This is a genomic window from Streptomyces sp. NPDC050161 (assembly GCF_044460025.1).
GTDB lineage: Bacteria > Actinomycetota > Actinomycetes > Streptomycetales > Streptomycetaceae > Streptomyces.
This window is the reverse complement of record NZ_JBITJM010000009.1, coordinates 211,713-238,026: the sequence shown is the minus strand read 5'-3', so window position 1 is coordinate 238,026 and position 26,314 is coordinate 211,713. Positions and strand designations below refer to the sequence as shown.

The following is a 26,314-nucleotide window of genomic DNA, read 5'->3' as shown; positions in this document are numbered from 1 at the left end:
ATGGAACGGGCGGGGCACGGCCCGGCGTACGGGCACGCTGATAGGCGCGCTGTTTTGTCCCGGCGCCGCGGACAGCCCGCTCGCATGAAGAACGGGCCAGAGGCATATCTATACGATGGCCCGCCCGAATCGCTTTAACACGCCATGGGTTTCCCTTTACTTCATCCATGCGATGGCATGACCTTGGCTGAGCCGGTCGGATGAAAGGCCGGGGCGCGCGACAGAGCGCCGCCCCGGCCGGGAAACGCCCTAGCCGCGCGCCGCGTCCAGCAGCGCCGCCGCCGTGAACAGCTCCACACCCACCTGGATCGCCTGCTCGTCCACGTCGAAGTCGCCGCGGTGCAGATCGAGCCGCGCGGGGTCGCCGGGCGGCCGTACGCCGAGCCTGGCCATCGCGCCCGGTACGTGTTCGAGGTACCAGGAGAAGTCCTCGCCGCCCAGCGACTGTTCGGTGTCCTCGATGGCGGCCGGGCCGCGGCGGGCGGCCATCGCGTCGTGCAGCAACTGGGCCGAACCGGCTTCGTTGACCACCGGCGGCACCCCGCGGATGTAGGTGATCTGGGACTTCGCGCCGTGCAGCGCCGCGGTCTCGTCGATGGCGGCGTGCAGGAGGTCGGGGGCCCGGCGCCAGGCGTCCAGGTCCAGGCAGCGCACCGTTCCCGACAGTTCGGCGTGCTGCGGGATGACGTTGCAGGCGTGGCCCGCGTCCAGCCGGCCCCAGGTGACGGCGAGTCCCGAACGTGCGTCGACGCGGCGGGCGACCAGGGCCGGGACGTCGACGGCGATCCGGGCGGCGGCGGTGACCAGGTCCGTGGTCAGGTGCGGGCGTGCGGTGTGGCCGCCAGGACCGTCGACGGCGACCTCCAGGCGGTCGCAGGCCGAGGTGATGGGGCCGGTGCGCAGGCCGATCCGTCCGGCGTCCACCCGCGGGTCGCAGTGCACGGCCAGGATGCGGCCGACGCCGTCCAGCACGCCGGACTCGATGGCGTCCGACGCGCCGCCCGGCAGGACTTCCTCGGCGGGCTGGAAGATCAGCCGGACCGGGCGGGGCAGCAGCCCTTCGCGGGCGAGACCTGCGAGTACCAGGCCGGCGCCGAGCACGACGGTGGTGTGCACGTCGTGGCCGCAGGCGTGCGCGCGGTCGGTGACCGTGGAGCGGTAGGAGACGGTCTTGGTGTCCGGGATGGGCAGCGCGTCGATGTCCGCACGCAGGGCCAGTACGGGGCGGGCCCCGGGGTCGGCGGCGAGGCTGCCGGGGGCGGTGCCGATGTCACACACCAGGCCGGTGCCGATGTCCAGGACGCGGGGCCGCAGACCGGCCTGCTCCAGGCGGTCCTTGATCGCCGCGGTGGTCCGGAATTCCTGGTTCCCCAGCTCGGGGTGCATGTGCAAGTCGCGGCGGAAGGCGATGAGTTCGCCGCGCAGCGGGTCGGGCAGGACGCCGGGGAACAACTCCTTCGCGGGGACGTCGTCGGTATCGGCAGCGCGGGACTTCAGTTGGTTCACGCGGGGAAGGTTACGGGCCCGGCCGGGGCAACTGGCCCTAGATCAACAAAAGTTCAGCCCCATAGGGGAGAAAATCTGGGCCGCCCGGCGCATGAGCCATCCGTCCGAGGGGTATCACTTACCGCTTCATTCGGCGGATTCGGGGCTCCGCGGCTCCCGTCACACACCCTGGCCCGGAGGCAGTCGCTGCACGTCACGCGCGGTGCCGGTGACCCCGTCGAGGAAGCCCTGGGCCCGCGGCGACGCGTTGCTCGTCAGCCATGCCGGATCCACGTCGCAGACCGCGACCCGCACGCCGGTGCCGAGCAGCGCGAGCGGCAGGGTGTGCACGACGGTGGAGGGGAAGCTGAGGATCAGCGCCCCGATGGGGCCGCGGCGGGCGATCAACTCCAGGGGCAGGTCGGGGCGTACCACTTCCAGGCCGGTCTCGGTCGCGAGCCGGTGCAGTTTGTCGGTGTGCTCCCTGCGGTGCGCGAAGTAGCGGGTGGCGCCGTGCGCGCGGGCCAGGGCGGCGACCGCCTTCAGGTAGCGCTCGGTGTCCACGACGCCCGTCTCGACGAGCGAGGTGCCGACGATGTCGGCGGCGCGGGTGAGCCGGGGCGGGCCGAACCGGCCCCGGGTCCAGGCGAATTCGTTGGCGGTGACGCGGACACCTGGCGGCGGTTCGACCGGCATCGAGCTGAACACGCCGACGGCGCGCCGGCCGCCTTCGGGCGGCGGGGTGAGCCGTCGGCGTGCGGTGGCCGAGAACGGTGCGAAGAGCAGGTCGCGCACGCCGCGTCCGCTGCCGTGCCGGTGCCAGCGCACCAGCCGTTCGCCGCGCGCCAGTTGGGCGATGAACTCCATGGTGGCGGTGCCGTCGTCGACCACCACCAGGTCCCGGGCGCGGGTGAGGGTGAGCAGCAGCTGGACGTAGCGCGAGAAGGGGTCGCCGATGACGACGCGCCGGGCGCGGCGCAGCAGCGGGGTGAGGCCGCCGATGGTGCGCAGCGGGGCGCTCGCGCCGCCGCGTGCCTCTTCCCAGCGCACGGTGTGGCCCTCTTCGCGGGCGAGTTCGGCCATCCGCCGGAGCTGGCCGCGGGTCATGGGGTCGTACGGCGCGAGGACGACGACGGTGACCTGGGCGGCCTGCTGGGTGTGTGCCCATTCCAGGACGTTGAGGAGCTGGACGGGGCTCTCGACGAAGGCGAGGGTGCCGCCGCCGGGTTCCGGTTCCGGGTCGCCGGTTCCGGGTCTCCTGCGCTGTCGGGGCACCCCCAGGAGACCGTGGGCGGGAGTGTCCGCGGTCTCCTGGGGCGGGGCCGCCGCTTCGCCGTCGGGCGGCGTGGCGCAGGCCCCTTCGGATGCGCTCACAGTCTTCTCCCGCCGTCCTTCCCGCTGGTCAGACCGAGGCCGGGGCGCGGTCGGCGGCCTCCGCTTCGGCGACCACGCCGCCCACCCGGCGCAGCTTCTTCATCGGGCCCAGCTCGCTCTCGTAGACCTTCTTGACGCCGTCGCCGAGCGACTCCTCGATGGTGCGGATGTCGCGGACCAGGCGGGTCAGGCCCTGCGGCTCGACGGACGCGGCCTGGTCGGAGCCCCACATGGCGCGGTCGAGGGTGATGTGGCGCTCGACGAAGGTGGCGCCGAGGGCGACCGCGGCGAGGGTGGTCTGGAGGCCGGTCTCGTGGCCGCTGTAGCCGATCGGGACGTTCGGGTACTCGTCCTGAAGGGTGTTGATCATGCGGAGGTTCAGCTCTTCGGCCTTGGCCGGGTAGGTGCTGGTGGCGTGGCAGAGCAGGATGTTGTCGCTGCCCAGGACCTCGACGGCGTGCCGGATCTGCTTGGGGGTGGACATGCCGGTGGAGAGGATGACGGTGCGGCCGGTGGCGCGCATCGCGCGCAGCAGCTCGTCGTCGGTGAGGGAGGCGGAGGCGACCTTGTAGCAGGGCACGTCGAACTTCTCCAGGAAGGCGACGGACTCGACGTCCCACGGGGAGGCGAACCAGGCGATGTTGCGCTTCTTGCAGTACTCGTCGATGGCGCGGTAGCCGTCCTCGTCGAACTCGACGCGGTGGCGGTAGTCGATGTAGGTCATCCGGCCCCAGGGGGTGTCGCGCTCGATGTCCCACTGGTCGCGCGGGGTGCAGATCTCCGGGGTCCGCTTCTGGAACTTCACGGCGTCGCAGCCGGCTTCGGCGGCGGCGTCGATCAGCGCGAACGCGTTCTCCAGGTCGCCGTTGTGGTTGATGCCGATCTCGCCGGTGACGTAGACGGGGCGGCCGGGGCCGGCCTCGCGGTTGCCGAGGGTGCGGATGCGGGAGGTGCTGCTCATGGGGAGGATTCCTTAAGGGATGGGTCAGGCGTGGGTAAGGGGCGTGAAGCGGGCCGGTGGGCCCGGGTGTTGCGGGTGGGTCAGAGGGACGGGCCGAGCAGCCAGGAGGCGATCTCGCGGATCGCTCCGCTGCCGCCCGGGGTCGCGGTGACCGCGCGGGCCGCGCCGCGGACCACGTCGTGTGCCCCGGCGACCGCGACCGGCCAGCCGACGAGGTCGAAGCAGGGCAGGTCGTTGACGTCGTTGCCGACGTAGAGCACCCGCTCGGGGGCGACTCCTGACTCCTCGCACCACTGCTTGAGTGCCAGGTCCTTGCGGTCGATGCCGTGCAGGACCGGGATCCGCAGCTTGCGGGCGCGGGCGGCGACGACCGGGTTCTGCTCCGACGACAGGATCAGCAGCTTCAGTTCGGCCTTGCGCAGCGCGGCGATGCCGAGCCCGTCACCGCGGTGCACGGAGACGAACTCCCGTCCCTCGGCGTCGATCAGCACCCGGTCGTCGGTCTGGGTGCCGTCGAAGTCGAGGACGACCGCGTCGATGTCGTCGGCGCTGGGGAGCGCGCCCGGCAGCTGCGCGTCGAGCAGCGGTGCCAGGGCGCGGGCGCGGGCCAGGTCGTGCGGGTCGTCGATCTCCAGGACGCGGGCCGGGTCGGTGCGGACGAGTTCGGTGCGGCCGAAGAAGCGGTGGCGCGCGGTGCGGAATCCGGCGGCTGCCATGCCGTAGGCGGCACCGGTCTCCAGGAGGTCCTGGGGGCGGTCCTGGCGGCGCGGCCGGAAGGACGAGTCGTGGTTGACGCCGTAGCCGCCGGACGTGGCGACGGCCGTGGCGGTGGCGGTGGCCTGCTGGGACGGTATGGATCCGGCGCCGAAGGACCCGCTGCGCCCGCCGGCCGGCTCCAGCGCGTCCACCGCTTCGGCCACCGCGTCGGCGTCCCGCCAGACGAAGCCGTGGAAGGGGGCGACGGTCAGCGCGCTGTCCGCGCCCTGTTCGACGATCGCGGCGGCGACGCCGTCGATGTCATCGCCGGTGAGGAAGGGGCTGGTGCACTGGACGAGGAGGACGGTGTCGATCCGGGTGCCGTGTTCGGCTTCGTAGGCGTCCATGGCGTGCAGGACCGCGGCCTCGCTGGTGGCGGTGTCGCCTGCGATCTCGCCGGGGCGGCGGACGACGACGGCTCCCGCGCCGCGGGCCGCGGCCTCGATGGCGCTGTCGTCGGTGGAGACGACGACATCGGTGACCAGGCGGGCGGCGCGGCAGGCGCGGACCGCGCGGGCGACGAGGGGTACGCCGCCGACGGCCGCGAGGTTCTTGGCGGGTACGCCCTTGGATCCGCCGCGGGCGGGGATGACGGCGACGACGGTCGCCTGGCTGCTCTGCGGGCTGTGCGGCATGTCGGGCTCCTTCCGGGGGCGGTGCGGGCTGCGGGTGCGGGCGGGCGGGGTGCTCAGAGCTGCCCCCAGCGGCGGATGGCGGGGGCGACGCGCTGCACGCCGTGGCGGTAGGCGCCGCGGGCGGCTTCGCGGACCGTGTCGCGGGCGACCTTGCGCAGGCCGCCGGGGGCCTGCGGGCCGTCGGCCCGGTATCCGGCGAGCGGGGCGCCCTGCGGGTCGATGCCGTGCCGGGCGAGGATGCCGGGGAGGTAGCCGGGGGCGGTGCGCGGTGTGTAGTACGGGGTGATCGGCGGCAGCGGTCCCGCGGTGCGCAGCGCGGTGACCCGGTCGCGGGCCGCGTCGAAGGCCCGCTCGTATCCGCCGTCGGCCGCGACGCCCTGCCCGGCCAGCCAGGAGGGGTCGGGCTCGGGCCGGTGTCCGGCGTCGAGTTCGTCCCAGGAGGCGAGGCAGCCGGAGCCGGTGAAGTGGTGGTTGCCGAGCACTTCGCGGACGCCGAGGTCGGTGAGGACGGCGGTGGGGATGCCGCGGTGCAGGGATTCCAGCGCGGCGGTGGAGCTGACCGTGACCATCAGGTCGGTGCGGTCCAGGACCTCGCCCATGTTGCCGTACACCAGGCGGCAGTTGGCGGGCAGCCCGCCGGGCGCCCTGGCGGCGAGCTTCTGGTACGGCAGTTCCTCGATGTGCGTGGTGTGCTCGCCCGGCTTGCTGCGGAGCTTGATCAGCACCTCGCGGTCGGGGTGCCTGCGGGCGTGCTCGACGGCTCTGCGCAGCAGGTATGTACGGTCCGCGCGGCTGTCGGGTACGGAGGGCTGGGCGGCGAACACCACGGTGTAGGGGCGGTCCTTGCCGTCGGGGGCGCCGGTGTAGGGCGCGCCGCCGAGGAAGGGCAGGGCGCATTCGACGACGCTGCCCGGGTCGGCGCCGACGCCGCGGTAGACGTCGCGGAAGCGGTCCGCGTCGTGCCGGGAGTTGGCGAGTACGACGTCCGCGCCGTGCCGCAGCAGCAGCCCGTCGGTGAGCTTTTCGTAGACCACGCCGACGTAGCCGGTGACCACGACGGGGCGGCGGGCGGCGGCGTTCTCCCAGGCGTGGGCGAGGCCGTGCAGCATCGCCTGGACCGCACCGCCGACGCAGGCCAGCACGACGACGTCGTAGGGCGCGTCGGATATGGCGTCGTCCCTCATCAGGTCGAGGAAGTCGACGCCGCGGATTTCGCGCAGCTGCTCCGCACGGGCGCCGACCTCGTCGAGCTGGCGGACCGTGGGAGTGGCTCGGCCGCGCAGGAGGTAGCCGTCGAGCCGGGCACCTGGCTGGATTCGGTACGCTGTCAAAGCGCCCCATTTCCACCGGGTGTCCGAGTCGGCGAGTACGGCAACTCGCGGCGTAGAAGTGGTACGTGATGGCACGTCGATGACGCTAGGAAGGCACGGGGCTCGGCGGGCCAACTGGGACGCAACAAAGGGTTAACAGCGGGCCGCCGAATGGCGAACCGGCCCCGGAAATGGCCTGGTTAACCATCCCGCCATTCTTCGTTCACCGTGAAGTTCACCTCCTGTAAAGACGAATGGCGGCGGCGCACCTAACGTCACCCGGGTGGTTAAGCTCTCCGTCATCGTGCCGTTCTACAACGTGCAGACATATGCGCCCGACACCCTGAAAAGCCTCGCGGCCAATGCCCGCGACGACTTCGAATTCCTGCTCGTCGACGACTGCTCGCGCGACGAGACGCCGCAGATCCTCGAACGCGCCGAGCGTGAGCTGCCGGGCGCCAGGCTGCTGCGGCACGAGAAGAACGGCGGCCTCGCCACCGCGCGCAACACCGGGCTGGACGCGGCCCGCGGCGAGTACCTCACCTTCCTCGACGGCGACGACTGGCTCGCGCCCGGCTACTTCGCCGAACTCCTGGGAGTCATAGAGGAGTTGGGTTGCGACTTCGTGCGCACCGACCACGTCCAGTGCACCGGGCGCACCCGCACCGTGCACCGCGTCCCGCACGGCAGGCGCGGGGTGGTCATGGACCCGCGGGCGCTGATCCTGCCGGCCGACCGCTCCACGTCCGTCGACTACGCCTACGCCTGGGCCGGTATGTACCACCGCAGGCTGCTCGACGACGGCGTGCTGCATTTCCGGGACGGGCTGCGCACCGCGGAGGACCGCCCGTGGATCTGGCGGCTGCACCGCGAGGCGTCGTCCATGGCAGTGGTCGGGCTGCTCGGCGTCTTCTACCGGCGCGGGGTGGCGTCCTCGCTGACCCAGATCGGGGATGTGCGGCAATTGGACTTCATCCGCGCATTCGATCAAGTAATCGAGGAGACCGCACGGGACCGTGACGCGGCGGAATTGCTGCCGAAGGCGGTCCGTACGTATTGCGCGATCATTTCCCACCACCTCGGTTCGATCGAACGCTTCGAACCGCAGGTCGCCCGCACTTTGCGCGACATGAGCGCCGCGGCCATGAAACGCATGCCGCAGGACGTATTGAAGGAAGCCTTGGAATCGATGGATGTGCAGCGTGCGTCCCGGCTGCGGCGGCTGCGCCGCAGGCCCGTCGCCACGGGGGTCGCCGCCTGATGCCCGGCCGCCCCCTGACCCAGATCTTCCTGGCGTCCACCCTGTACGGCGCGGCGACCCTCGCCGCTGCCCTGGACAGCGACGCCTTCGCCCCGGCCGACCGCAGGCTGCTGCTGGTCTGCAACAACGCCACGACTCCCGAGACCGCCTCCGCGGTGGACGCCATGCCGGGCTTCGAGCCGCTGCGCGGCCGGTTCGACCGTGTCCTTTCGTGGAACGAGACGATCAGCCCGTTCCACCCCGGCGGCTGGTCGCCGCGCGCCGACGACGTCCCGCTGTGGGAGCGGTATCTGCGGCTGTTGTGGGGCCTGGGCGACGACCGCGTCGAGCTGGTCGTCGAGTCCATCCAGGTCAACCCCGCCCTCGCGGTCGCCCAGCTGTTCCCCGACGCGCCGATCGACGTCTACGCGGACGGCCTGATGAGCTACGGCCCGACCCGCAACAAGCTGGATCCGCTCGTCGGCACCCGCATCGGCCGGCTGCTGCACCTGGATCTGGTGCCGGGCCTGAGCCCGCTGCTGCTCACCGAGTTCGGCGTGCGGGCGCACACCGTGCCGACCGACGCGTTCACCGAAGTGCTCACCGAAATCGGCGCGGCCAGCGGCGAGTTGGACGTACCGGAGGGCGGCGCGCTGCTCCTGGGGCAGTACCTCTCCGCGCTGGGCATCCTCACGCCGCAGGAGGAGGAGGACCTGCATGTGCGGATGGTGCGCGGCGCCGTGGCGCGCGGCCACCGCGAGGTGGTCTTCAAGCCGCATCCCTCGGCGCCGGCCCGCTGGTCGCGCCTCATCGAACGGGAGGCGGCCAAGCTGGACGTGACGCTGACCGTCCTGGACGAGCCGGTGCTCGCCGAGGTGCTCTACGCGCGGATGCGGCCCGCGCTGGTCGTCGGCTGTTTCTCCACCGCGCTGCTGACCGCGTCCGCCTTCTACGGCCTGCCGACCGCGCGGACCGGCACCGGACTGCTGCTGGAGCGGCTCACGCCGTACCAGAACAGCAACCGCGTGCCGGTGACGATCGTGGACGCGCTGGTGCCCGACCTCAGCGACGGTGACGGTGGCGCCCGCCCGGCCACCGCGCCGCCGACCGGCCTGGTGCAGGCCGTCGGCTACGCCATGCAGCACCAGATCTACCCCGATCTGCGCCCGGCAGCCGAGCGGTATCTGACGGCCCATCTCAACCAGCACACCTGGCGCTACTTCAAGCGCCGCAGGCTCACCGCGCTGGCACTGCCGGGCGCGATCCCCTCGCAGCTGTCGTTCCTGCCGCGCAATGCCGCCGTCCGCCGGGTGGCGCGCCGCGCGCGGGCCGTGCAGCGGCGCCTGAAGAAGCGGGCCGCGTTCGGATGACCGGTCAGCTGACGGCCGCGGCGCCCGCGGCCCCGGAAGCGGCGGGCGCCCCCGCAGGGGCCGCGCCGTCCGGCATACCGTCCACACCCCGGGGTCCGTCCCGGCTGCGGGCGCTGGACGGGCTGCGGCTGCTGGCCGCGCTGATGGTCGCCGGGTACCACTACGGCGGCCGGGACGGCGAGATAGCGGCGGCCTGGGGCAGCTCGCCCGCGCACCAATTCCCCACCGCTTCCGGCCTGTTGGCGTACGGCTGCCTGGGCGTGCAGATCTTCTTCGTGATCAGCGGCTTCGTCATCTGCCTCAGCGGCTGGGCCCCACCCGTCGCCCACCGCCACCCTTCATCGGGCCGGGCTTCGCCCGGTCTGCGACATCTGCGGGCCTTCATCGCCTCCCGCGTCTCGCGGCTCTACCCGGCGTACTGGGTCGCCGTCCTCCTGGTCACCTTCGTCTTCGCGCTGCCGTGGGTGGCGTACAAGGCGCTGCCGCCCGGTGACGTGCTGACGAACCTGACGATGCTGCAAATGCCGTTGGGTGTCCACCGGGTGCTCGGGGTGTGCTGGACGCTCTGGGCCGAGATGCGGTTCTACGCGCTGTTCGCCCTCTGCGTGGTGCTGCCCGGCGCCACCCGCACCCGCGTCGTTCTCTTCTGCGCCGGCTGGACGCTGGCCGCCGCGCTCGCGCAGGCCGCCCACCAGCCGTTCCTCGACGTCGTGCTGATGCCGGAATACGCGCCGTTCTTCATCGGCGGCGTCGGCCTCTACCTGCTGCACCGCTACGGCGCCCGCGACCCGATCGCCTGGTCGATCGTGCTGGTCAGCTGGCTGATCGGGCAGCACTACGCGGTCGCGGGACTGTGGCACCCGGCGTCCGCCGGCGGCTTCTCCTACCGTTCGGCGACCGGCATCATCGCGGTCGTCACCGTCGGCTTCGCGCTGGTCGCCGCCGTCGCGCTGGGCAAGCTGCACTGGGCGAACTGGCGCTGGCTGACCGTCGCGGGCGCGCTGACCTACCCGTTCTATCTCGTGCACGAGCATCTGGGCTGGGTCGTCGTCCACGCGCTGCACGTCGGCGCGGGGCTGCCGTCGTACGCGACGTTCCTCCTGACGGTCGCCTCGATGCTGGCGCTCGCGTGGCTGCTGCACCGCTGGGTGGAGCGCCCGCTGACCCCCGTGCTGAAGCGGGCCGTCGACCCGCGCCGCTGACCGGCGTCCGGGGCGCGCGGGTCAGCCGCCCGCCCCGGGCGCCACGGTGGCCGCCGTCCCCGCCACGATGATCCGCAGCCCCTGCTCGAAGCCGGCGTCCAGGTCGTCGAAGAGCACCCGCCCGGCCCCTGCGGCGAGCGGATACGCGGCGCCGATCCGCCGCTCCCGGTCGTCGGTGTCGTAGGCCGGGTCGCGCTTTTCGGGGCTGCGCTGCTCCGGGGCGCCCGGTTCGGGGTAGACCGACTGTTCCTCGATGACCACGCCGATCGTGTAGTTGTACGCCGTCCACCAGGCGCGGACCGCGTCGGGCAGGGTGAATCCGGCGTCGGTGAAGCGGCGCAGGATGCCTTCGAGCGGCGCCGCGTAGCCCGCGTCGGTCATCCGGGTGCCGCTGAAGACCTTGCCGCCGTCGCGGTGGCCGAGCAGTTCGCGGCGCAGCGCCGAGCAGCTGCGGAGCATGGCGTCCTGCCAGGTCCCGCCGAGCGGGTCGGGGCCGCCGCGGTGGGCGCCGGGCATGAACTGCGCCGCCATCCGCCGGAAGATCTCGGTGGCCATCTCGTCCAGCAGCTCCTGCTTGTTCCTGAAGTGCCAGTACAGCGCGGGCGCCTGGACGTTCAGCTCCTTCGCGATGCGGCGCAGCGTGAGGCCGTCGAGACCCACGTCGTTCAGCAGCCGCAGGGCGGTGTCGACCACCTGCTTCCGGTCAATTCGCGATGCCATGTTGACAACTTAACACCGTTAAGGTCACTCTCGGAAACATGGAACTTAACAATGTTAAGGACGTACCTGCCGCCCTGCCCGCCGAACCGGCCGCCACCGCCGGATCCCCCGTCGACGTGCTGATCACCGGCGCCGGCCCCACCGGCATCGCCCTCGCCATCGACCTCGCCAGGCGCGGCGTCACCGCCCTGCTCGTCGAGCGCCAGGACCGCCTCTCCCCCGGCGCCCGCGGCACCGGCGTGCAGCCGCGCACCCAGGAGGTCTACGAAGACCTCGGCGTCATCGAGGCGGCGCGGGCGGCCGGCGGCCCGTACCCGAAGATGGCCCGCTGGGAGGACGGCCGCATGACCAAGGTCTCCGACATGATCATCGGCGGCGAGCCGACCCCCGCGCGGCCGTACGCCAGCGCCCTGATGATCCCGCAGTGGCGCAACCTCGAAGTGCTCCGCGACCGCCTGACGGAACTGGGCGGCAGCGTGCTGCTGAACACCGAAGTCACCGGCTTCGAGCAGGACGCGGACGGCGTACGCGGCCTGCTCCGCGCCGCCGACGGCAGCCTCCGCACGGCCCACGCGCGCTACCTGGTGGCGGCCGACGGCGGCCGGAGCACGATCCGCAGGGCGATCGGCGTCGGCATGGACGGCCCCTCACTGCCGACCGGCGCGGCCCTCCTCGCCGACCTCGCCATCGAGGGCCTGGACCGGCAGCACTGGCACCGCTGGGAGCAGCCGAACGGCGCCTTCGTCATGCTCCTCCCGCTGGCCGGCACCACCGACCACTTCCAGTGCTACGTCGTCGACGGATCCGAGCCGGACACCGCACCGGACGCGGTACGCGCCGCGGTCGCCGCCCGCACCCACCTGACGGTGGAGCAGATCCGCGAGGTCGTCTGGTCCTCGGTGTTCCGCCCCAAGGCCGGGATGGCCGACAGCTTCCGCGCCGGCCGGGTCTTCCTCGCGGGCGACGCCGCGCACATCCACTCCCCGGCCGGCGGCCAGGGCCTCAACACCAGCGTCCAGGACGCCTACAACCTCGGCTGGAAGCTCGGCCAGGTCCTGCGGCACGGCGCCCCCGACGCCCTGCTCGACAGCTACGAAGCCGAGCGCCGTCCGATCGCCGCCCGGATCCTGGAGACCAGCTCCCGGCTGCACCGCTCCGGGACGATGAAGCGCGGACGCGACCTCCACCAGCTCGACATCGGCTACCCGGAAGGCCCGCTCACCCGCGAACTGCGCCCCGCCGTACCCGAGGGCGCCCCGCGGGCCGGCGACCGCGCGCCGGACGCCCCCTGCGCCACCCCCGACGGCACACCCGTCCGCCTCTTCGACCTCTTCCGCGGCCCGCACTTCACCCTGCTGGTACTCGGCGAGACCGACCTCGACACCACCGCGCTCCCCACCGACCGTGCCCTGCTCCGCACCGTCCGCGCGGCCGGCCCCGCACCCGACCTCATCGACCCCGACGGCCACCTCCGCGACGCCTACGGCACCGCCCCCGGCCTCTACCTCATCCGCCCCGACGGCTACATCGCCGCGGCCACCCCCGCCACAGGGGCCACCGCCCACGCGACCGACGCCCTGCGCCCGTACCTCGCGGACACCACCGCACGGACGGCACGCTGAGGCCGGTCCCGCACACCCGGCGGCCCCGGTCCCGTACGGACGGTTCCCCGACGCGCCCCTCCCCGGCCGACAGCCGCGCCCGCGACCTAAACTCCCGTGGCGGCGCCGCGGCGGACAGCGTGGCGGCCGAGCACCGGACACCTCGTCAGCCCGCGGCGGGTGGCGGGACTTCCCGGCGGGCCGAGCACAGGTGGAGCGATGGTGGAGGCAGCGGAACGGGCCGGTGAGCCGCGGGCGAAGGGCATACGTCCGTGGACGGGGCGGATACCCGCGGCCCGGGAACCCGCGGATGACGCCGAGCGCCGCCCGGCGTTCCGCGACCGCCTTCCCGGGCCGCGCGCCACGGCCTGGTCCCTCACGGCGATCTGCTTCGCGCTCTACACCGTCGTCTCGCTCCTCAGGCACGACCGCATGCTCAACGCGGGCTACGACCTGGGGATATTCGAGCAGGCGATCCGCGCCTACGCGCACGGCCAGGCACCGGTCGTGGAGCTGAAGGGCCCCGGGTTCAACCTGCTCGGCGATCACTTCCACCCGATCCTGGCGCTCGTCGCCCCCGTGTACCGGCTGTTCCCCGGCGCCGTCACGCTGCTCGTGGTGCAGGCCGCCCTGATGGCGCTGGCCTGTTATCCGCTCACCCGGTGGGCGCACCGCGCGGCAGGTCCGGTCGCGGGCCTGGTCGTCGGCTGCGGTTTCGGCGCCTCGTGGGGCATCGCGACGGCGGTGACCAAGGACTTCCACGAGATCTGTTTCGCGGTCCCGCTGCTCGCCTTCAGCGTGACGGCGCTCGGGCAGCGGCGGTGGCGGGCCGCGGTGGCCTGGGCGCTGCCGCTGCTGCTGGTCAAGGAGGATCTCGGGCTCACGCTTGCCGCGATCGGCGGTTACGTGATGTGGCAGGCGGCCCGCGACCGGCGCAACTCGCCGCAGGATCAGCCCCGTTGGCCGTGGTGGCTGGGGCTCGCCGCGGCGCTGGCCGGGGTGGCGGGCACGGCGGTGGAGATGCTCGTCCTGCTGCCCGCCATGAATCCGCACGGCGGCTTCGACTACTGGCAGCAGATGCCGGGCGGCGCGTCGCCCTCCGGTGGCCCGATCGGCCTCGCATCGGCCGGGCTGCACCTCCTCTGGCCGCCGATGAAGTGGCTGCTGCTGTTCATGCTGGCCGCGCCCACCGCCTTCTTCTGCCTGCGCTCCCCGCTGACGCTGCTGTGCCTGCCCACCCTCTGCTGGCGGCTGTTCGCCGGCAACGAGCACTACTGGCAGCCGAACTTCCACTACAACGCCGTCCTGATGCCGATCGTCTTCGCGGGCCTGATCGATGTGCTGCACCGGCGGCCCGAGCTGCTGCCGGGACGCCGGCGCCGCCGGGCCCTGGCCTTCTCCGCCGCGTTCACGGCAATAGCCGCGGCCGTCTACCCCTTCCACGACCTGGTACTGCCGTCGGCCTGGCGCACCCCCGCCCACGTCCGCACCGCCGAGCGGGTGCTGTCGCACATACCCGACGGCGCCCGGGTGGCCTCGTCGAACCGGCTGGCGCCGATGCTGACCGACCGGACCACCGTCAGCCTGGTCTGCTTCGGCACCGGCCCCGACCCGGCCGCACCGACCGGCCTCCCGGCCACGCCACCCGACTGGGTCGTCTCCGACCGGCACGACCCCACCGTCAAAACACCGTGCCCGGCGGCCGGCACCGCCCGCATGCTCGACCTCTACCGCGCCCACGGCTACCGCGAGGTCACCCAGGAGGACGGCATCACCCTCCTGAAACGCCCGACGGCCGCCCCCTGACCGCCCGGAAGGACAGGTGTCCCCCCACCCCATGAGCACCGTGATCCTCACCGTCGCCCTGGCCTTCACCGGCTATCTCGCGACGTACCTCAACGGCCTGCGGCTGGCCCAGCGGCAGGAGCGGCTGGCCCGGGTGAACCGCCAACTCAGCGAGTTCTACGGCCCGTTGCTGGCCCTGACCGAGACCAACAGCCGGATGTACCACGCGTTCGCCGAGCGCCATCCCCGGCCGGACGACAGATCACCGCTCCAGCACGGGCCCGGGGAGACACCGCCGACGGATGAGGAACTGGCGGAGTGACGGCTGTGGGTCACCACGGCCTTCCTGCCCAACCTCCGGCAGATGCGCGACATCCTGGTGTCCAAGGCCGACCTGCTGGCGGAGCCGCACATGCCGGACGTGCTGCTGGAGGTCTACGCGCACGTCGCCTGGGAGGAGATCACCGCGGCCCGGTGGGAGCGGGGCGATTTCGCCCACGAGCTGTTCCCGACCCCGTTCCCCGCCGCCGAGACGCGCCGCTACGTCCGTGAGGGGTTCGACCGCCTCAAACGGGAACAGGCCGCACTCCTGGGCCACCGCCCTCGCCGGCGCGGCTGACCGCGGAGCGGTAACGCACACGGGGCCCTACCGGCGGCGGTTCGGCCGGTACGGCCCCGTGCGGGGTTCCGGGCCCTCGCGGGGGAACGAGGGCCCGGAGAGGACGGGCGCCGGGGGGGTGACGCCCGGGGCGGCTCGGGTGCCGCCCGGTGGGTTCCGCGCCGGTCCGTGGACCGGCGGTCTGCCGTGCCGGACCGCGGCTACAACACCAGCGACAGCAGCAGCACGCAGATGATGCCGACGACCGAGATCAGCGTCTCCATGATCGACCAGGTCTTGAACGTCTGGCCGACGCTCATCCCGAAGTACTCCTTGACCAGCCAGAATCCGGCGTCGTTGACATGGCTGAAGAACACCGAGCCGGTGCCGATGGCCAGGACCAGCAGGGCGACGTGGGTGGTGCTCAGGTCCGCGGCGAGCGGGGCGACCAGACCTGCCGCGGAAATCGTGGCCACCGTGGCGGAGCCGGTCGCGAGCCGGATGGCGACCGCGATCAGCCAGGCGAGCAGCAGCGCGGAGATGTTCCAGTCCTTGGAGATCTCCAGGATCATCTGGCCGACTCCGGCGTCCACCAGCGTCTGCTTGAAGCCGCCGCCCGCGCCGACGATCAGCACGACACCGGCGATCGGGCCGAGCGACTTCTCCACCGTCGAGGCGATCCGCCCCTTGCTGAATCCGGCCGGCCGGCCCAGCGTGAACATCGCGGCGATGACACCGGCAAGCAGCGCGATCATCGGCGAGCCGACCACGTCGAAGACCCGCTGGACGGAGTCCTTCGGATCGTCGACGACGATGTCCACCAGCGCCTTGGCCAGCATCATCACGACCGGCAGCAGCACGGTGGCGACGGTGATGCCGAAGCCGGGGCGCCGGGTCAGGGTGTCCGAAGGCCGCCCGGATCCGTCGGAGTCCTGGAGCATCTTCTCGGGCGGCGCGATGTCGACCCAGCGGGCCGCGTAACGGGAGAAGACCGGTCCCGCGATGATCGCGGTGGGGATCGCCACGACGACGCCGAGCGCGAGGGTGATGCCGAGGTTGGCGCCGACCGCGTCGATCGCGACCAGCGGCCCCGGGTGCGGCGGAATCATGCCGTGCATGACCGACAGTCCGGCCAGCGCGGGGATGCCGATGCGCATCAGCGAGAAGTTGCCGCGCTTGGCGACCAGCAGCACGACCGGGATCAGCAGCACAATGCCGACCTCGAAGAAGATCGGCAGCCCGACGACGCAGGCGATCAGCACCATCGCCCAGGGCATCGACCGCCGGCTCGCCCTGGCGAGGATCGTGTCGACGATCACGTCGGCGCCGCCCGAGTCGGCGAGCAGCTTGCCGAGGATCGCGCCGAGGGCGATCAGCACGCCGGTGCCCGCGACGGTGTCGCCGAGACCTGCGGAGAAGCTGGCGATGGCCTTGTCGAGCGGCGCACCGGCGACCGCCCCGAGCACCAGCGAGCCGATGATCAGCGACAGGAAGGCGTGCAGCTTGAACTTGGTGATGAGCAGGACGATGACGGCGATGCCGGCCAGAACGGCGATGCCCAGCTGTGCATGACCGGCCGAGGTGATCGGCGGGGCCACGTCCGCTGCGAGCATCTCCACGCTGAGATGAGTCACGGCGATTCCTTGAAGAGGGGAAGGGAAGGGAGGCCCTCGGCGGTTCAGACCGCCAGAGCGTGCAGCGCTTCGGCGGCCCGTGCGGCGATCTCCTCGGGCGTGCCGCCGACGTCCACACCGACGCCGCGCTCGTCGGAGCCGAGCGGTTCGAGGGTGGCGAACTGCGAGTCGAGCAGCGCGGTGGGCATGAAGTGGCCCTGGCGTTCGGTCATCCGCGCCTCGATCAGCGCGCGGTCGCCGGTCAGGTGCAGGAAGACCACGCCGGGTGCGGCGGCGCGGAGCCGGTCGCGGTAGCGGCGCTTGAGTGCGGAGCAGCTGACCACCCCGCCCTGACCTGCCTGTTCGTGCGCCCAGGCGCCGATGGCGTCCAGCCAGGGGCCGCGGTCGGTGTCGTCCAGCGGGGTACCGGCCGACATCTTGGCGATGTTGGCCGGGGGATGGAAGTCGTCGCCCTCGGCGTAGGTGACACCGAGTTCGGCGGCCACCAGCGGGCCGATCGTGGTCTTGCCGGTGCCGGCCACTCCCATCACGACGATGACGTGGGGCGTGCTCATCCCGTGTACCTCGCTGTCTTCTTCGACCTCGGTATGACACCCCACTGAAACCTATTAGGTACGACTTATTCAAGACCATGTGGCGAAAACGTCATACTTAAAAGCGTCCGGCCCGGAAAGTAGGGTGATCCCCATGGAAAACCAGGGGAAGGGACTGCACGCTCGGGTGCTCGAATCCCTCGGCCCGGCGATCACCGCGGGCGATTACCCTCCGGGCACGGTCCTGCGCACCGACGAACTCGAAGAGCGCTTCGACGTCTCGCGCACGGTCATCCGCGAGGCCATCCGCGTCCTGGAGTCCATGCAGCTGGTGGCGTCCCGCCGCCGGGTCGGCGTCACCGTCCGCCCCACCGAGGAGTGGAACGTCTACGACCCGAGGGTGATCGGCTGGCGCCTGGCCGGCCGGGACCGCCCACGGCAGCTCCGCTCCCTGACCGTGCTGCGCTCGGCCGTCGAACCGATCGCGGCGGGCCTGGCGGCCACCCACGCCACCCCCGAACAGTGCGCCGACCTGACCGAACAGGCCATGGGCATGGTCGCCACCTCACGCGGCCAGCAGCTCGACGCGTATCTGGTGCACGACACGGCCTTCCACCGCGTGGTGCTGACCGCGTCGGGAAACGAGATGTTCGCGCGGCTCGGCGACGTGGTCGCCGCGGTACTGACCGGCCGCACCCAGCACCACGTGATGTTCACCGACCCCGACCCGGCGGCGGTCTCCCTGCACGTGCAGGTGGCGGAGGCGGTACGGGTCGGCGACGCGGCGCGGGCCGAGTCGCTGACCCGGGAGATCACGGTGGGCGCGATGGCCGAACTGGACGTCCTGGCACCGTAGTCGAGGCGGCACAAGCCCCGCAGGGCCCGTCTCAGAACAGCGGCTGCTGCCCGGGGATCGGCGGCTCTTCCGGGTCGAAGAGCTTCTCCGCCGGCGCCATCATCGGGGCGATCCGGCGCGACCCCGGGCAGGAGATCAGCTCCAGCACCGTACGGCGCCCCGGCGGGTCGTGACGGGCGAAACGGCCGCCGACAACGGCGATCTCTCGGGTGCAGACGGGGCACGCGCGGCGGGGTGACGACATGGGAACAGTCTGACGCAACCCCGGATCAGGTCAGCTCACAGGCCCTGGGACCTCGGCTCATACGTCCCCCAGACCTCGCGCAGCGCGTCGCAGACCTCGCCGACCGTCGCCGAGCCGCGCAGCGCCTCGCGCATGGGGTAGAGCACGTTGTCCGTCCCCTCGGCGGCCCGCCGCAGCCGGGACAGCGCCGCCCTCACCGCGGCGCCGTCCCGTACGGACCGCAGGGCGGCAAGGCGGCTGACCTGCCCGGCCTCGATCGCCGGGTCGACGCGCAGCGGCTCGTAGGGCGCCTCCTCGTCGAGCCGGAAGCGGTTGACGCCGACGACGACCCGCTCGCCTGCGTCCGTCTCCCGCGCGATGCGGTACGCGTTGCGCTCGATCTCGCCCTTCTGGAAGCCCTTCTCGACGGCGGCCACCGCGCCGCCCAGCTCCGCCACCTTCCCCATGAGCCGGCCGGCCGCCGCCTCCAGCTCGTCGGTCATCGACTCGACCGCGTAGGAACCGGCGAACGGGTCGACGGTGGCCGTGACGTCGGTCTCGTACCGCAGCACCTGCTGGGTGCGCAGCGCGAGACGCGCCGAGGTGTCCGTGGGCAGCGCGAGCGCCTCGTCGAAGGCGTTGGTGTGCAGCGACTGGGTGCCGCCGAGCACCGCGGCGAGCCCCTGGAGGGCGACCCGTACGAGATTGACCTCCGGCTGCTGGGCGGTGAGCTGCACGCCGGCGGTCTGGGTGTGGCAGCGCAGCATCAGCGACTTGGGGTTCTCCGCGCCGAACTGCTCCTTCATCACCCGCGCCCACATCCTGCGCGCGGCACGGAACTTGGCGATCTCTTCGAGGAGTGTGGTGCGCGCGACGAAGAAGAACGAGAGGCGCGGCGCGAAGTCGTCGACGTCCATGCCCGCGGCGACGGCGGTGCGGACGTAGGCGATGGCGTTGGCGAGGGTGAAGGCGACCTCCTGCACGGGCGAGGCGCCGGCTTCCGCCAGGTGGTAGCCGGAGACGGAGATGGTGTTCCAGCGCGGGATCTCGGCCCGGCAGTACCGGAAGATGTCGGCGGTCAGCCGCAGGGAAGGGCCGGGCGGGAAGATGTAGGTGCCCCGGGCGATGTACTCCTTGAGCACGTCGTTCTGGATCGTCCCGGTGAGCTGACTACCCGTCACTCCTTGTTCCTCGCCCACGAGTTGGTAGAGGAGGAGCAGTGGCGCGGCGGGGGCGTTGATGGTCATCGACGTGGAGACCCGGTCCAGCGGGATGCCGTCGAAGAGGGCGCGCAGGTCGTCGGCCGAGTCGACGGCGACGCCGACCTTGCCGACCTCGCCGCCCGCGAGCGGCGCGTCCGAGTCGTACCCCATCTGCGTCGGCAGGTCGAAGGCGACCGACAGGCCGGTCGTGCCGTGGGCGATCAGCTGCCGGAACCTGGTGTTGGAATCGGCCGCGGTGCCGAAGCCCGCGTACTGGCGCATGGTCCACGGGCGGCCGGTGTACATCGACGGGTGGACGCCGCGGGTGAACGGGTAGCCACCGGGGACGCCGATGCGGCGTTGCGGATCCCAGCCGTCGAGCGCTTCGGGCCCGTACACCGGCGCGATCGGCAGTCCGCTCTCGGTGTGCCGGACGCTGTCGGAGTCACCTGCCATGGTTCCGCCTCCTGCCGGACGTACGGGGCGCTCCGTGCGGGGCGGCGGCTGCCGCGAGGGGCCGGAGCGGCGGGCCCCGCGCCTCGGGGCGGCGTACCGGGGCCGCATGTCCCAGCCTGCCCGCACGGGCGGCGCGGCGCAGCGCCGGGAGGGCGGGGGCGGGAGGTGCCGGGGAAGTGGGGGGCGCGGGCAGGGCCGGGGGAACGTGCCCCGCCCGCGCCGAATGCGCCAAGCCGTGGGTACGGGGGGAACCCGGGCCTGCGCGCAGCCGATGACCAGTCGGCTTCATCCAGTACTGCGCCGGGCGCCGGAAAAACGTCACACCGTACGGAGGGCCTGGGGTTTCGGGGCCTGGACCGTGGTGCTGCCCGAGGGTCTCGGGCCCGGGGCGTTCCCGCCCTGACCTGGGGTGGAGCCAGGACCGGGTGACGGGTGGTGGTCGTCGTCCTCGTCGTGGCCGCCGTTCTGTCCGCCGCCGGCTTGGCCGCCCGAGCCCGACGGGTACTTCTTGAGGTAGTCGCGGCAGAACCCGTGGACCTTGGCCGGGCCGCCGGCGGCCTGTTCGAGGCGGTGGAGGGTGTCGGCGTCCATCTCGCCGCGCTTGCCCGCCTGGTAGTTGCGGCAGAGCGACGCGATGACGGCGTGCCGGTCGTCCCCGCCGTTCTGCCCGCCGGTGTGACCGCCGCCGTTGCCGGTACCCGCGGTGGCGCCGTCGTCGTCGGAGCCGTCGCCGGGGGTGTGGCCGTCGGCCGGCGGTCCCGAGGTGCCGCCCGCCGAGGTGTCGGGGGTCTCCGAAGCCGCCGGGTCGGTCGGGTCCTGGCCGGGGGGCGTCGTCCCGGGTGACCGCGTGCCGTCCTCGGGGACCGTGCCGGGCTCCTCGCTCTCCAGGATGCCGGGGGTGACCGCGGCGGAGACGCTGGATCCGGGCTCGGGTTCGGTGCCGCCGCCGCGGAACGGCGTGGGCAGCACGCCGGTGCCGGCGGCGACGGCGACCCCGCCGATGGCGCAGGCGGCCAGCGCCACGGCGAGACCGCGCCGGAAGGGGCGGGCGAATGTGGTGGGTTCGGGGCGGACGGGCGCGGGGGCGGGGCGGACCTCCGTCGCCGTCGCACCGGCTCCGGCGTGCGCCCGGCGGAAGGCGGCGACGGCGGCTTCCTCCCCCGGCAGCGGCGCCGGGGCCGTCGCGTCCGCCCGGCCCGCCGCGGCGTCGGCCAGCAGCTGTGCGAGTTCCCTGGAGCCGTCGCCCGTGGTGGAACCGACCGGCTCGCCGCGCAGCAGTCGCTCCGCGGCATCATCGTCGAGCCAGGTGTACCGGTCGTCGGCCATCACATGTCCTTCTGCGTTCGCGCGGCCGTTTCCGTCACACCGGGTACGTACGATTCCGCGACGCCGTCCCGGCGTCTTCGTCCCTGTGCGGGCACCCCGCCCATCGTTCCACCACCCCCGCGCGGACCGCGTTCCGGCCGGTCGGATGGGGTGCCTGCGCGCTGTTCCGTGTCGTTGCCCGGGGCGGGTGACGTGCCGTTCGCGCCGGGTCGTGTGCTGTCCGTGTGTGCTGCCGCGCCGTTGCCGGCCGCCGCTCCCGCGCCGTCCTCCGCACCAAAGTCGCCGGGGTCGCCGGTGAGCAGTTCGGCGAGCCTGCGCAGTCCGCGGTGGGCCGCGGTCCGCACCGCGCCCGGCCGCTTGCCGAGTACCTGGGCGGTGCTCTTGGCGTCGAGTCCGACCACCACCCGCAGCACCACCGCCTCGGCCTGGTCCTGCGGAAGGCGGGCTATCAGCCGGAGGGTCCGGCCGGTGCCGAGGGCTTCGAGCGCCTCGCCCGCGGTGTCCGACGCGGCGGGCGTATCGGCGAGTTCGCTTTCGTCGCCGCCGGCCGCGGGGCGCCTGCCGCGCATCCGTATGTGGTCGAGGGCGCGGTTGCGGGCGATGCGGGCGGCCCAGCCGCGGAATCTGTCCGCGTCTCCGCTGAAGCGGGCGAGGTCGCGGGTGATCTGGAGCCAGGATTCGGAGGCCACGTCCTCCGCGTCCGCTTCACCCACCAACGTCCGTACATATCCCAGAAGTCGGGGGTGTACGGCACGGTAGACGACGCGGAACGCCGCCTCGTCACCGTCCTGTGCCGCTTGCACGGCAACGGTCAGCCGGCTGTCGTCCGGCTGAATGTCGTCCCCTCGCACGGATCCATCCTGTCGCATGCGGAACGTCCGCTGCCCGGTCCTTGCTGATTCACTGCCCCGCCGGTCACCCCGGCGCCGGGGTGACCCCGGAACCGCCGGTAACCCGGATGTTCACGCTGACGGTAACCCGCCTGGTCATCGGCTTCGCACCCGGGCCGGGCCGTGGCACGTTACGGGCCGGGACCTGCCGCCGTCCAGACCACGAGCGGTGCCCCCGCCCCCACCCCCTGTGACGCTTTCGGGCCGTCCGGCGCTGTAACGAATAGGGGCCGTCACCGGCCCCTCCGTGAACGACGGCCGGGGCCTCTCCTGTGGGGGGTGGCGGCCCCGGCCGTCCCTCGCGTCACCTTCGTGCGGGGCCGTCGCCCGCTCACACCTTGTCGGCCAGTGCCCGGAAGTCCGCCCAGCTCATCGCGGGTGTCCGCGGATCCCATACCTTCTGCGACAGCGCCGCGAGCGGCATCCGGATGCCGCGGGCGATCTGCTCCGGGGTCTGCGATCCGGCGAGGTCGCACCAGATCGCGAACCGCGCGCCCTGGATACGGTCCGGGCCCGTCATGCTCTTCGGCACGTCCACGGGCGAGGTGTGGCGCAGCACCGCCGGGGTCCAGCTGCGGTAGATGCGTTCACCGGTCGGGTAGACGAACTCGTTGGGCTCGCCCAGGACGTAGTAGAGGTACTCGTCGTTGAGGTTCACGAGGTTGCGGCCCTCGCGCAGGAATTCCGCGGGGTCGCGCTTGCCGATCTCCTTGCCGGTCCAGTAGCCGACCGTGCGGTTCTTGTCGGCCTTGACCTTCGCGTCCGGGAAGAAGCCGTCGTTCCACGCCTCGATCCGGTTCTTGCCCGCCTTCTCCACCGTCTTCTGACGGTCGTTGAGCCAGCCGGTCGCCAGATCCTCGATGGTGCCCTGCGGCCCGTACTTCTTCCGGGCGGCCTGCGCGAGGCCGGGGTACGAGGCGGCCGGGTCGGAGACCATCAGCGCCTGGTACTCGTCGCCGCCGAGGTGCCAGTAGGCGGGCGCGCCCTTGGGTGAGCCGAACAGCGGGGCGTACTCGCGCAGCAGATCGTCGACGATCTTGGCGGATGCGGGCTTGGAGATGTCGATGGCGCCGCGCAGCACGGTGCCCTGGGCGTTGCGGAGCTGGAGGTCGGGGTGCTTGTCGAGCACCGCGCCCAGGTGTCCTGGCGAGTCGATCTCCGGGATGACGGTGACGTGCCGGGACTGCGCCAGCTTCACCAGGTGGCGGACCTGGGCCTTGGTCAGGTGGTCCTTGGAGACGATCTCCGGGTGGCTGTCGCTCTCGATGCGGAAGCCCTGGTCGTCGGAGAAGTGCAGCTGGAGCTGGTTGAGTTTGAGGTCGCCCAGCTCGCGGATCCTGGCCTCGATCCACTGCGCGTCGAAGGGCTTGCGGGCGTTGTCCAGCAGCATGCCGCGCTGGAGCCGGTCGGGACGGTCGTCGATGGTCCCCTCGGGCAGGCCGCCGGCGGCGTGCACCGCCTGCTTGACGGTCCTGGTGCCCTGGAAGATGCCGGCGTCGGTGGGGGCGCTGAGGGTGAGCCGGGTGCCGCGGGCGGTGAGGGTGTACGCCTCGTCGGCGGTGGAGCGGGCCGGGGCGTTGTCCGGCAGCCCGCCGCCCTTGCCGGTGAGCTTCAGCTCGATGTCGCCGGGCCGTACGGTCTGCTCGCCCCAGACGACGGGGATGCCGCCGAGGTCCTGCGCGAGCAGCCGCGCCTCGTCGGCGACGGTGCTCTTCTCGCCGGCCGGCACCACGATCCGCGCGCCCTTGGAGGGCCGCCAGCCGCGCCCGTCGGCCGGTTTGAAGTCCCGTACGGCGGGGATGGTGCGGGGCTTGCCCGTCACCGCCTGCCAGGTGGGGGTGGGGCCGGCGGACGGCGAGGATCCGGTGCTGCCGGGGGGATCGGCGTCGGCGGCGTTCGAGCAGCCGGCCAGCGCCAGCGCGGCGGCCAGCAGGGCGGCGGGGAGGGCGGCGCGGGATCCGGGGGAACGGGATATGCGCGCCGTTCCTGTGGGTGCGTCAGGGCCCTGGGTGCGGGTCCGCCGCACCCGCGGCGCCAAGTTGGGCCATTCGGGGCGCCTCGGCCGGCTCGGGTTCAACATCGTGCAATCCTCACTTTTCTGGGCGAAGACACGGAAAGTGCGCGGCGTTGACGGCACACACTGCGGAAACGCAAGATCACGACACTGCCTGACGCCCGTCGCCTACGTGAAACGTCTCTCATCCGGGTGAAAAGCGCGCATCCGTCGGACAGTGCCCAACGGCCGTCGTTACGGTGGCGTCTCCACTCGGCAGCCCGCGCACCGGGCTCCCGGACCGCCGGAATCGCACCGGGGTCGCGCGCCGCAGACCAGTCGTCACGGCCCTCACCTCCGCTTCCGCACCCGTCCGGGATCGGTACGCCGCCCGTCCAGCTTCCGTCAGCAGTCCGCACCGCACCCGTCGACGCACCGCCGGCCGCGTGCCCGGCACCCACCCGGTGCGACCCCGTCCCGTCCGCCCCGTCCGAGGAGCCCACGCTGTCCGGTGACCTTCCGGCCGCCCGGCCGACGACGCTGTACCTGTCCCACACTCCGCGGCGCGGCATACCCTCGCAGACCCCGGGCCCGCCCCTGCCGCTTTCGGACACCGGGGAACCGGCCGCCTTCAACGCCCTGCCGCCGGACGCCGCCACGGCCGCGCTGCCGGCCTGCTGCGGCAGCCGCAGGTGGGTCGCGCGGATCGCCGCGCACCGGCCGTATCCCGATCTGGGCGCGCTGCTCGCCGCGTCCGACGAGGCGTGCTACGACCTCACCCCGGCCGATCTGGACGAGGCACTGGCCGCCGAGTCGGCGGCCCCGCTGCCGCTGCCGGTCGCCACCGGGCCCGGCACACTCGCCGCCCACACCGCCCTGCGCGCCGCGCACGCCGAGTACGAGCGCCGCTTCCGGCACGCCTTCGTCATCTGCCTCGACGGCTACCGCGACGACGAGCAGCTGGACCAGATGCTGGCCGGTATCCGCACCCGGCTGGGGAACGACCCGGACGAGGAGCGCGCGGTCACCGCGGACGAGATGCGCCGCCTGGTCCGCGGCCGACTGGCACGCCTTGCGGCTGAATGTCCATAACATCCCGATTCGCTCTTGTGTGATAGCCCGTTGGTGCCTGTTTGATCACACCTAAGGGCCCCGGCGTAAGGAACCGACAGCGCGTCGCTACGATGGCCAGGGCCGGTGGACCGTACCCGGCCGGGCCAGACCGACAGAGAAGCCGGCAGGCCCCAATCCCCGCTCCCGGAGGGTTTTTCCGTGCCGGCTGGAACGCTGTACCGCGGCCGGGAAGGCATGTGGTCCTGGGTGGCTCATCGAGTCACTGGCGTCCTCATCTTCTTCTTCCTGTTCGTACACGTCCTCGACACCGCTCTCGTCAGGGTCTCTCCCGAGGCCTATGACGACGTCGTCGCGACTTACAAGACACCCATCGTCAACGTGCTGGAGTACGGCCTCGTCGCCGCAATCCTCTTCCACGCGCTCAACGGCCTTCGCGTCATCGCGGTGGACTTCTGGTCGAAGGGCCCGAAGTACCAGAAGCAGATGCTGTGGACCGTTGTGGGCGTCTGGGTCGTGCTGATGGCCGGTGCCTTCTACCCCGTGCTGCAGCACACCCTGCGCACGCTGTTCGGGAGCTGATGACGCGAGATGTCTGCTGAAACAACTTCCCCCGCAGGTGCGACCGTGAACGACGTCAGCCTTTACGACGTGGACAACCCCGCGCCCGTGATCGAGCCGCCGCGCAAGCGCACCGGCAAGACCCCGAAGTCGACGCGCACCAACTTCGAGCTGTACGGCTGGCTGTTCATGCGGCTGTCCGGCGTCGTGCTGGTCGTCCTCGTCCTGGGTCACCTGCTGATCCAGCTGGTGCTGGACGGCGGTGTCTCCAAGATCGGCTTCGCCTTCGTGGCCGGCCGCTGGGCCTCGCCGTTCTGGCAGGCATGGGACCTGTGCATGCTGTGGCTCGCCATGCTGCACGGCGCCAACGGCCTGCGTACCGTCATCAACGACTACGCGCAGCGGGACAAGACCCGCTTCTGGCTGAAGATGCTGCTCTACACCGCCACGGTGTTCACCGTCCTTCTGGGCACGCTGGTGATCTTCACCTTCGACCCGAACATCGCCTGAAGCCGGGGCTGAGGTAACGACC

General features: G+C 72.3%; 22 protein-coding genes and 1 pseudogene. 10 read left to right on the top strand and 13 right to left on the bottom strand.

Annotation, left to right across the window (positions count from 1 at the left end):
* Positions 1-249: 249 nt before the first annotated feature.
* From ACIBK8_RS17935 to ACIBK8_RS17915, 5 genes are all read right to left on the bottom strand, one after another.
* Positions 250-1,497 carry an amidohydrolase gene (locus ACIBK8_RS17935; RefSeq protein WP_399042838.1) on the bottom strand — a complete coding sequence of 416 codons (1,248 nt, stop codon included), beginning with the start codon at positions 1,495-1,497 and terminating at the stop codon, positions 250-252.
* Between the two features lie 168 nt (positions 1,498-1,665).
* Positions 1,666-2,760, bottom strand: a complete 1,095-nt coding sequence (locus ACIBK8_RS17930) for a hypothetical protein (protein WP_399042837.1) — start codon at positions 2,758-2,760, stop codon at positions 1,666-1,668.
* Between the two features lie 127 nt (positions 2,761-2,887).
* Positions 2,888-3,820: an N-acetylneuraminate synthase family protein gene (locus ACIBK8_RS17925; RefSeq protein WP_399042794.1), complete on the bottom strand. Its 933-nt coding sequence runs from the start codon at positions 3,818-3,820 to the stop codon at positions 2,888-2,890.
* Between the two features lie 80 nt (positions 3,821-3,900).
* Positions 3,901-5,211 (bottom strand): cytidylyltransferase domain-containing protein, encoded by a 1,311-nt coding sequence (locus ACIBK8_RS17920; RefSeq protein ID WP_399042793.1) that lies wholly within the window; start codon positions 5,209-5,211, stop codon positions 3,901-3,903.
* Positions 5,212-5,264: 53 nt separating this feature from the next.
* On the bottom strand, positions 5,265-6,617 hold the full coding sequence (locus ACIBK8_RS17915) for a DUF6716 putative glycosyltransferase (protein WP_399042792.1): 1,353 nt from the start codon (positions 6,615-6,617) through the stop codon (positions 5,265-5,267).
* 187 nt (positions 6,618-6,804) lie between these two features.
* On the opposite strand from ACIBK8_RS17915, the gene ACIBK8_RS17910 reads away from it, so the two are divergent.
* The 3 genes from ACIBK8_RS17910 to ACIBK8_RS17900 are packed head-to-tail and all read left to right on the top strand — an operon-like array spanning position 6,805 to position 10,333.
* The gene (locus tag ACIBK8_RS17910) at positions 6,805-7,782 is read left to right on the top strand and encodes a glycosyltransferase family 2 protein (RefSeq protein WP_399042791.1); all 978 of its coding nucleotides are present in this window, start codon (positions 6,805-6,807) and stop codon (positions 7,780-7,782) included.
* Entirely contained in the window at positions 7,782-9,131 is a 1,350-nt protein-coding gene (locus ACIBK8_RS17905; protein WP_399042790.1) for an alpha-2,8-polysialyltransferase family protein, read from the top strand. The genes ACIBK8_RS17910 and ACIBK8_RS17905 overlap by 1 nt, the downstream gene beginning before the upstream one ends.
* A complete protein-coding gene (locus ACIBK8_RS17900) occupies positions 9,128-10,333 on the top strand; it encodes an acyltransferase family protein (protein WP_399042789.1) in 1,206 nt (401 codons plus the stop codon). Before ACIBK8_RS17905 ends, ACIBK8_RS17900 begins: the two co-directional genes overlap by 4 nt.
* A 21-nt stretch (positions 10,334-10,354) precedes the next feature.
* On the opposite strand, the gene ACIBK8_RS17895 is transcribed toward ACIBK8_RS17900, so the two are convergent.
* Positions 10,355-11,053: a TetR/AcrR family transcriptional regulator C-terminal domain-containing protein gene (locus ACIBK8_RS17895; RefSeq protein WP_399042788.1), complete on the bottom strand. Its 699-nt coding sequence runs from the start codon at positions 11,051-11,053 to the stop codon at positions 10,355-10,357.
* 38 nt (positions 11,054-11,091) lie between these two features.
* Here ACIBK8_RS17895 and ACIBK8_RS17890 point away from each other — a divergent pair, with 38 nt between their 5' ends.
* The 3 genes and pseudogenes from ACIBK8_RS17890 (at position 11,092) to ACIBK8_RS17880 (ending at position 15,058) form a co-directional block, all read left to right on the top strand.
* The gene (locus tag ACIBK8_RS17890) at positions 11,092-12,675 is read left to right on the top strand and encodes an FAD-dependent monooxygenase (RefSeq protein ID WP_399042787.1); all 1,584 of its coding nucleotides are present in this window, start codon (positions 11,092-11,094) and stop codon (positions 12,673-12,675) included.
* A gap of 198 nt (positions 12,676-12,873) precedes the next feature.
* Positions 12,874-14,460, top strand: coding sequence for a DUF2079 domain-containing protein (locus ACIBK8_RS17885; RefSeq protein ID WP_399042786.1), 1,587 nt, complete (start codon positions 12,874-12,876; stop codon positions 14,458-14,460).
* Positions 14,461-14,491: 31 nt separating this feature from the next.
* A pseudogene (locus ACIBK8_RS17880) lies at positions 14,492-15,058 on the top strand (hypothetical protein).
* Positions 15,059-15,258: 200 nt separating this feature from the next.
* Here the strand turns inward: ACIBK8_RS17880 and ACIBK8_RS17875 are convergent.
* Both ACIBK8_RS17875 and ACIBK8_RS17870 read right to left on the bottom strand, forming a co-directional pair.
* On the bottom strand, positions 15,259-16,671 hold the full coding sequence (locus ACIBK8_RS17875) for a GntP family permease (protein WP_393688924.1): 1,413 nt from the start codon (positions 16,669-16,671) through the stop codon (positions 15,259-15,261).
* 44 nt (positions 16,672-16,715) lie between these two features.
* Positions 16,716-17,225 carry a gluconokinase gene (locus ACIBK8_RS17870; RefSeq protein ID WP_399042785.1) on the bottom strand — a complete coding sequence of 170 codons (510 nt, stop codon included), beginning with the start codon at positions 17,223-17,225 and terminating at the stop codon, positions 16,716-16,718.
* 133 nt (positions 17,226-17,358) lie between these two features.
* Between ACIBK8_RS17870 and ACIBK8_RS17865 the strand changes: the two genes are divergently transcribed.
* Positions 17,359-18,060 carry a FadR/GntR family transcriptional regulator gene (locus tag ACIBK8_RS17865; protein WP_393688928.1) on the top strand — a complete coding sequence of 234 codons (702 nt, stop codon included), beginning with the start codon at positions 17,359-17,361 and terminating at the stop codon, positions 18,058-18,060.
* Between the two features lie 31 nt (positions 18,061-18,091).
* Here ACIBK8_RS17865 and ACIBK8_RS17860 read toward each other — a convergent pair whose 3' ends face one another.
* The 5 genes from ACIBK8_RS17860 to ACIBK8_RS17840 all read right to left on the bottom strand — a co-directional run bounded on the left by ACIBK8_RS17860 (position 18,092) and on the right by ACIBK8_RS17840 (position 24,237).
* Complete coding sequence (locus ACIBK8_RS17860; protein ID WP_030981280.1) at positions 18,092-18,304, bottom strand: hypothetical protein; 213 nt, start codon at positions 18,302-18,304, stop codon at positions 18,092-18,094.
* A 35-nt stretch (positions 18,305-18,339) separates the two neighbouring features.
* Complete coding sequence (locus tag ACIBK8_RS17855; protein ID WP_399042784.1) at positions 18,340-19,941, bottom strand: methylmalonyl-CoA mutase; 1,602 nt, start codon at positions 19,939-19,941, stop codon at positions 18,340-18,342.
* Between the two features lie 318 nt (positions 19,942-20,259).
* A complete protein-coding gene (locus ACIBK8_RS17850; RefSeq protein WP_399042783.1) occupies positions 20,260-21,267 on the bottom strand; it encodes a hypothetical protein in 1,008 nt (335 codons plus the stop codon).
* On the bottom strand, positions 21,267-22,118 hold the full coding sequence (locus ACIBK8_RS17845; protein ID WP_399042782.1) for an RNA polymerase sigma factor: 852 nt from the start codon (positions 22,116-22,118) through the stop codon (positions 21,267-21,269). Before ACIBK8_RS17845 ends, ACIBK8_RS17850 begins: the two co-directional genes overlap by 1 nt.
* Positions 22,119-22,488: 370 nt before the next feature.
* A complete protein-coding gene (locus ACIBK8_RS17840) occupies positions 22,489-24,237 on the bottom strand; it encodes a glycoside hydrolase family 20 protein (RefSeq protein ID WP_399042781.1) in 1,749 nt (582 codons plus the stop codon).
* A 459-nt stretch (positions 24,238-24,696) separates the two neighbouring features.
* On the opposite strand from ACIBK8_RS17840, the gene ACIBK8_RS17835 reads away from it, so the two are divergent.
* From ACIBK8_RS17835 to ACIBK8_RS17825, 3 genes are all read left to right on the top strand, one after another.
* Positions 24,697-25,242: a 2-oxo-4-hydroxy-4-carboxy-5-ureidoimidazoline decarboxylase gene (locus tag ACIBK8_RS17835; protein WP_399042836.1), complete on the top strand. Its 546-nt coding sequence runs from the start codon at positions 24,697-24,699 to the stop codon at positions 25,240-25,242.
* 180 nt (positions 25,243-25,422) lie between these two features.
* Positions 25,423-25,803 (top strand): succinate dehydrogenase, cytochrome b556 subunit, encoded by a 381-nt coding sequence (sdhC, locus tag ACIBK8_RS17830; protein ID WP_037678497.1) that lies wholly within the window; start codon positions 25,423-25,425, stop codon positions 25,801-25,803.
* A 9-nt stretch (positions 25,804-25,812) separates the two neighbouring features.
* Entirely contained in the window at positions 25,813-26,292 is a 480-nt protein-coding gene (locus ACIBK8_RS17825) for a succinate dehydrogenase hydrophobic membrane anchor subunit (RefSeq protein WP_399042779.1), read from the top strand.
* Positions 26,293-26,314: the final 22 nt, after the last annotated feature.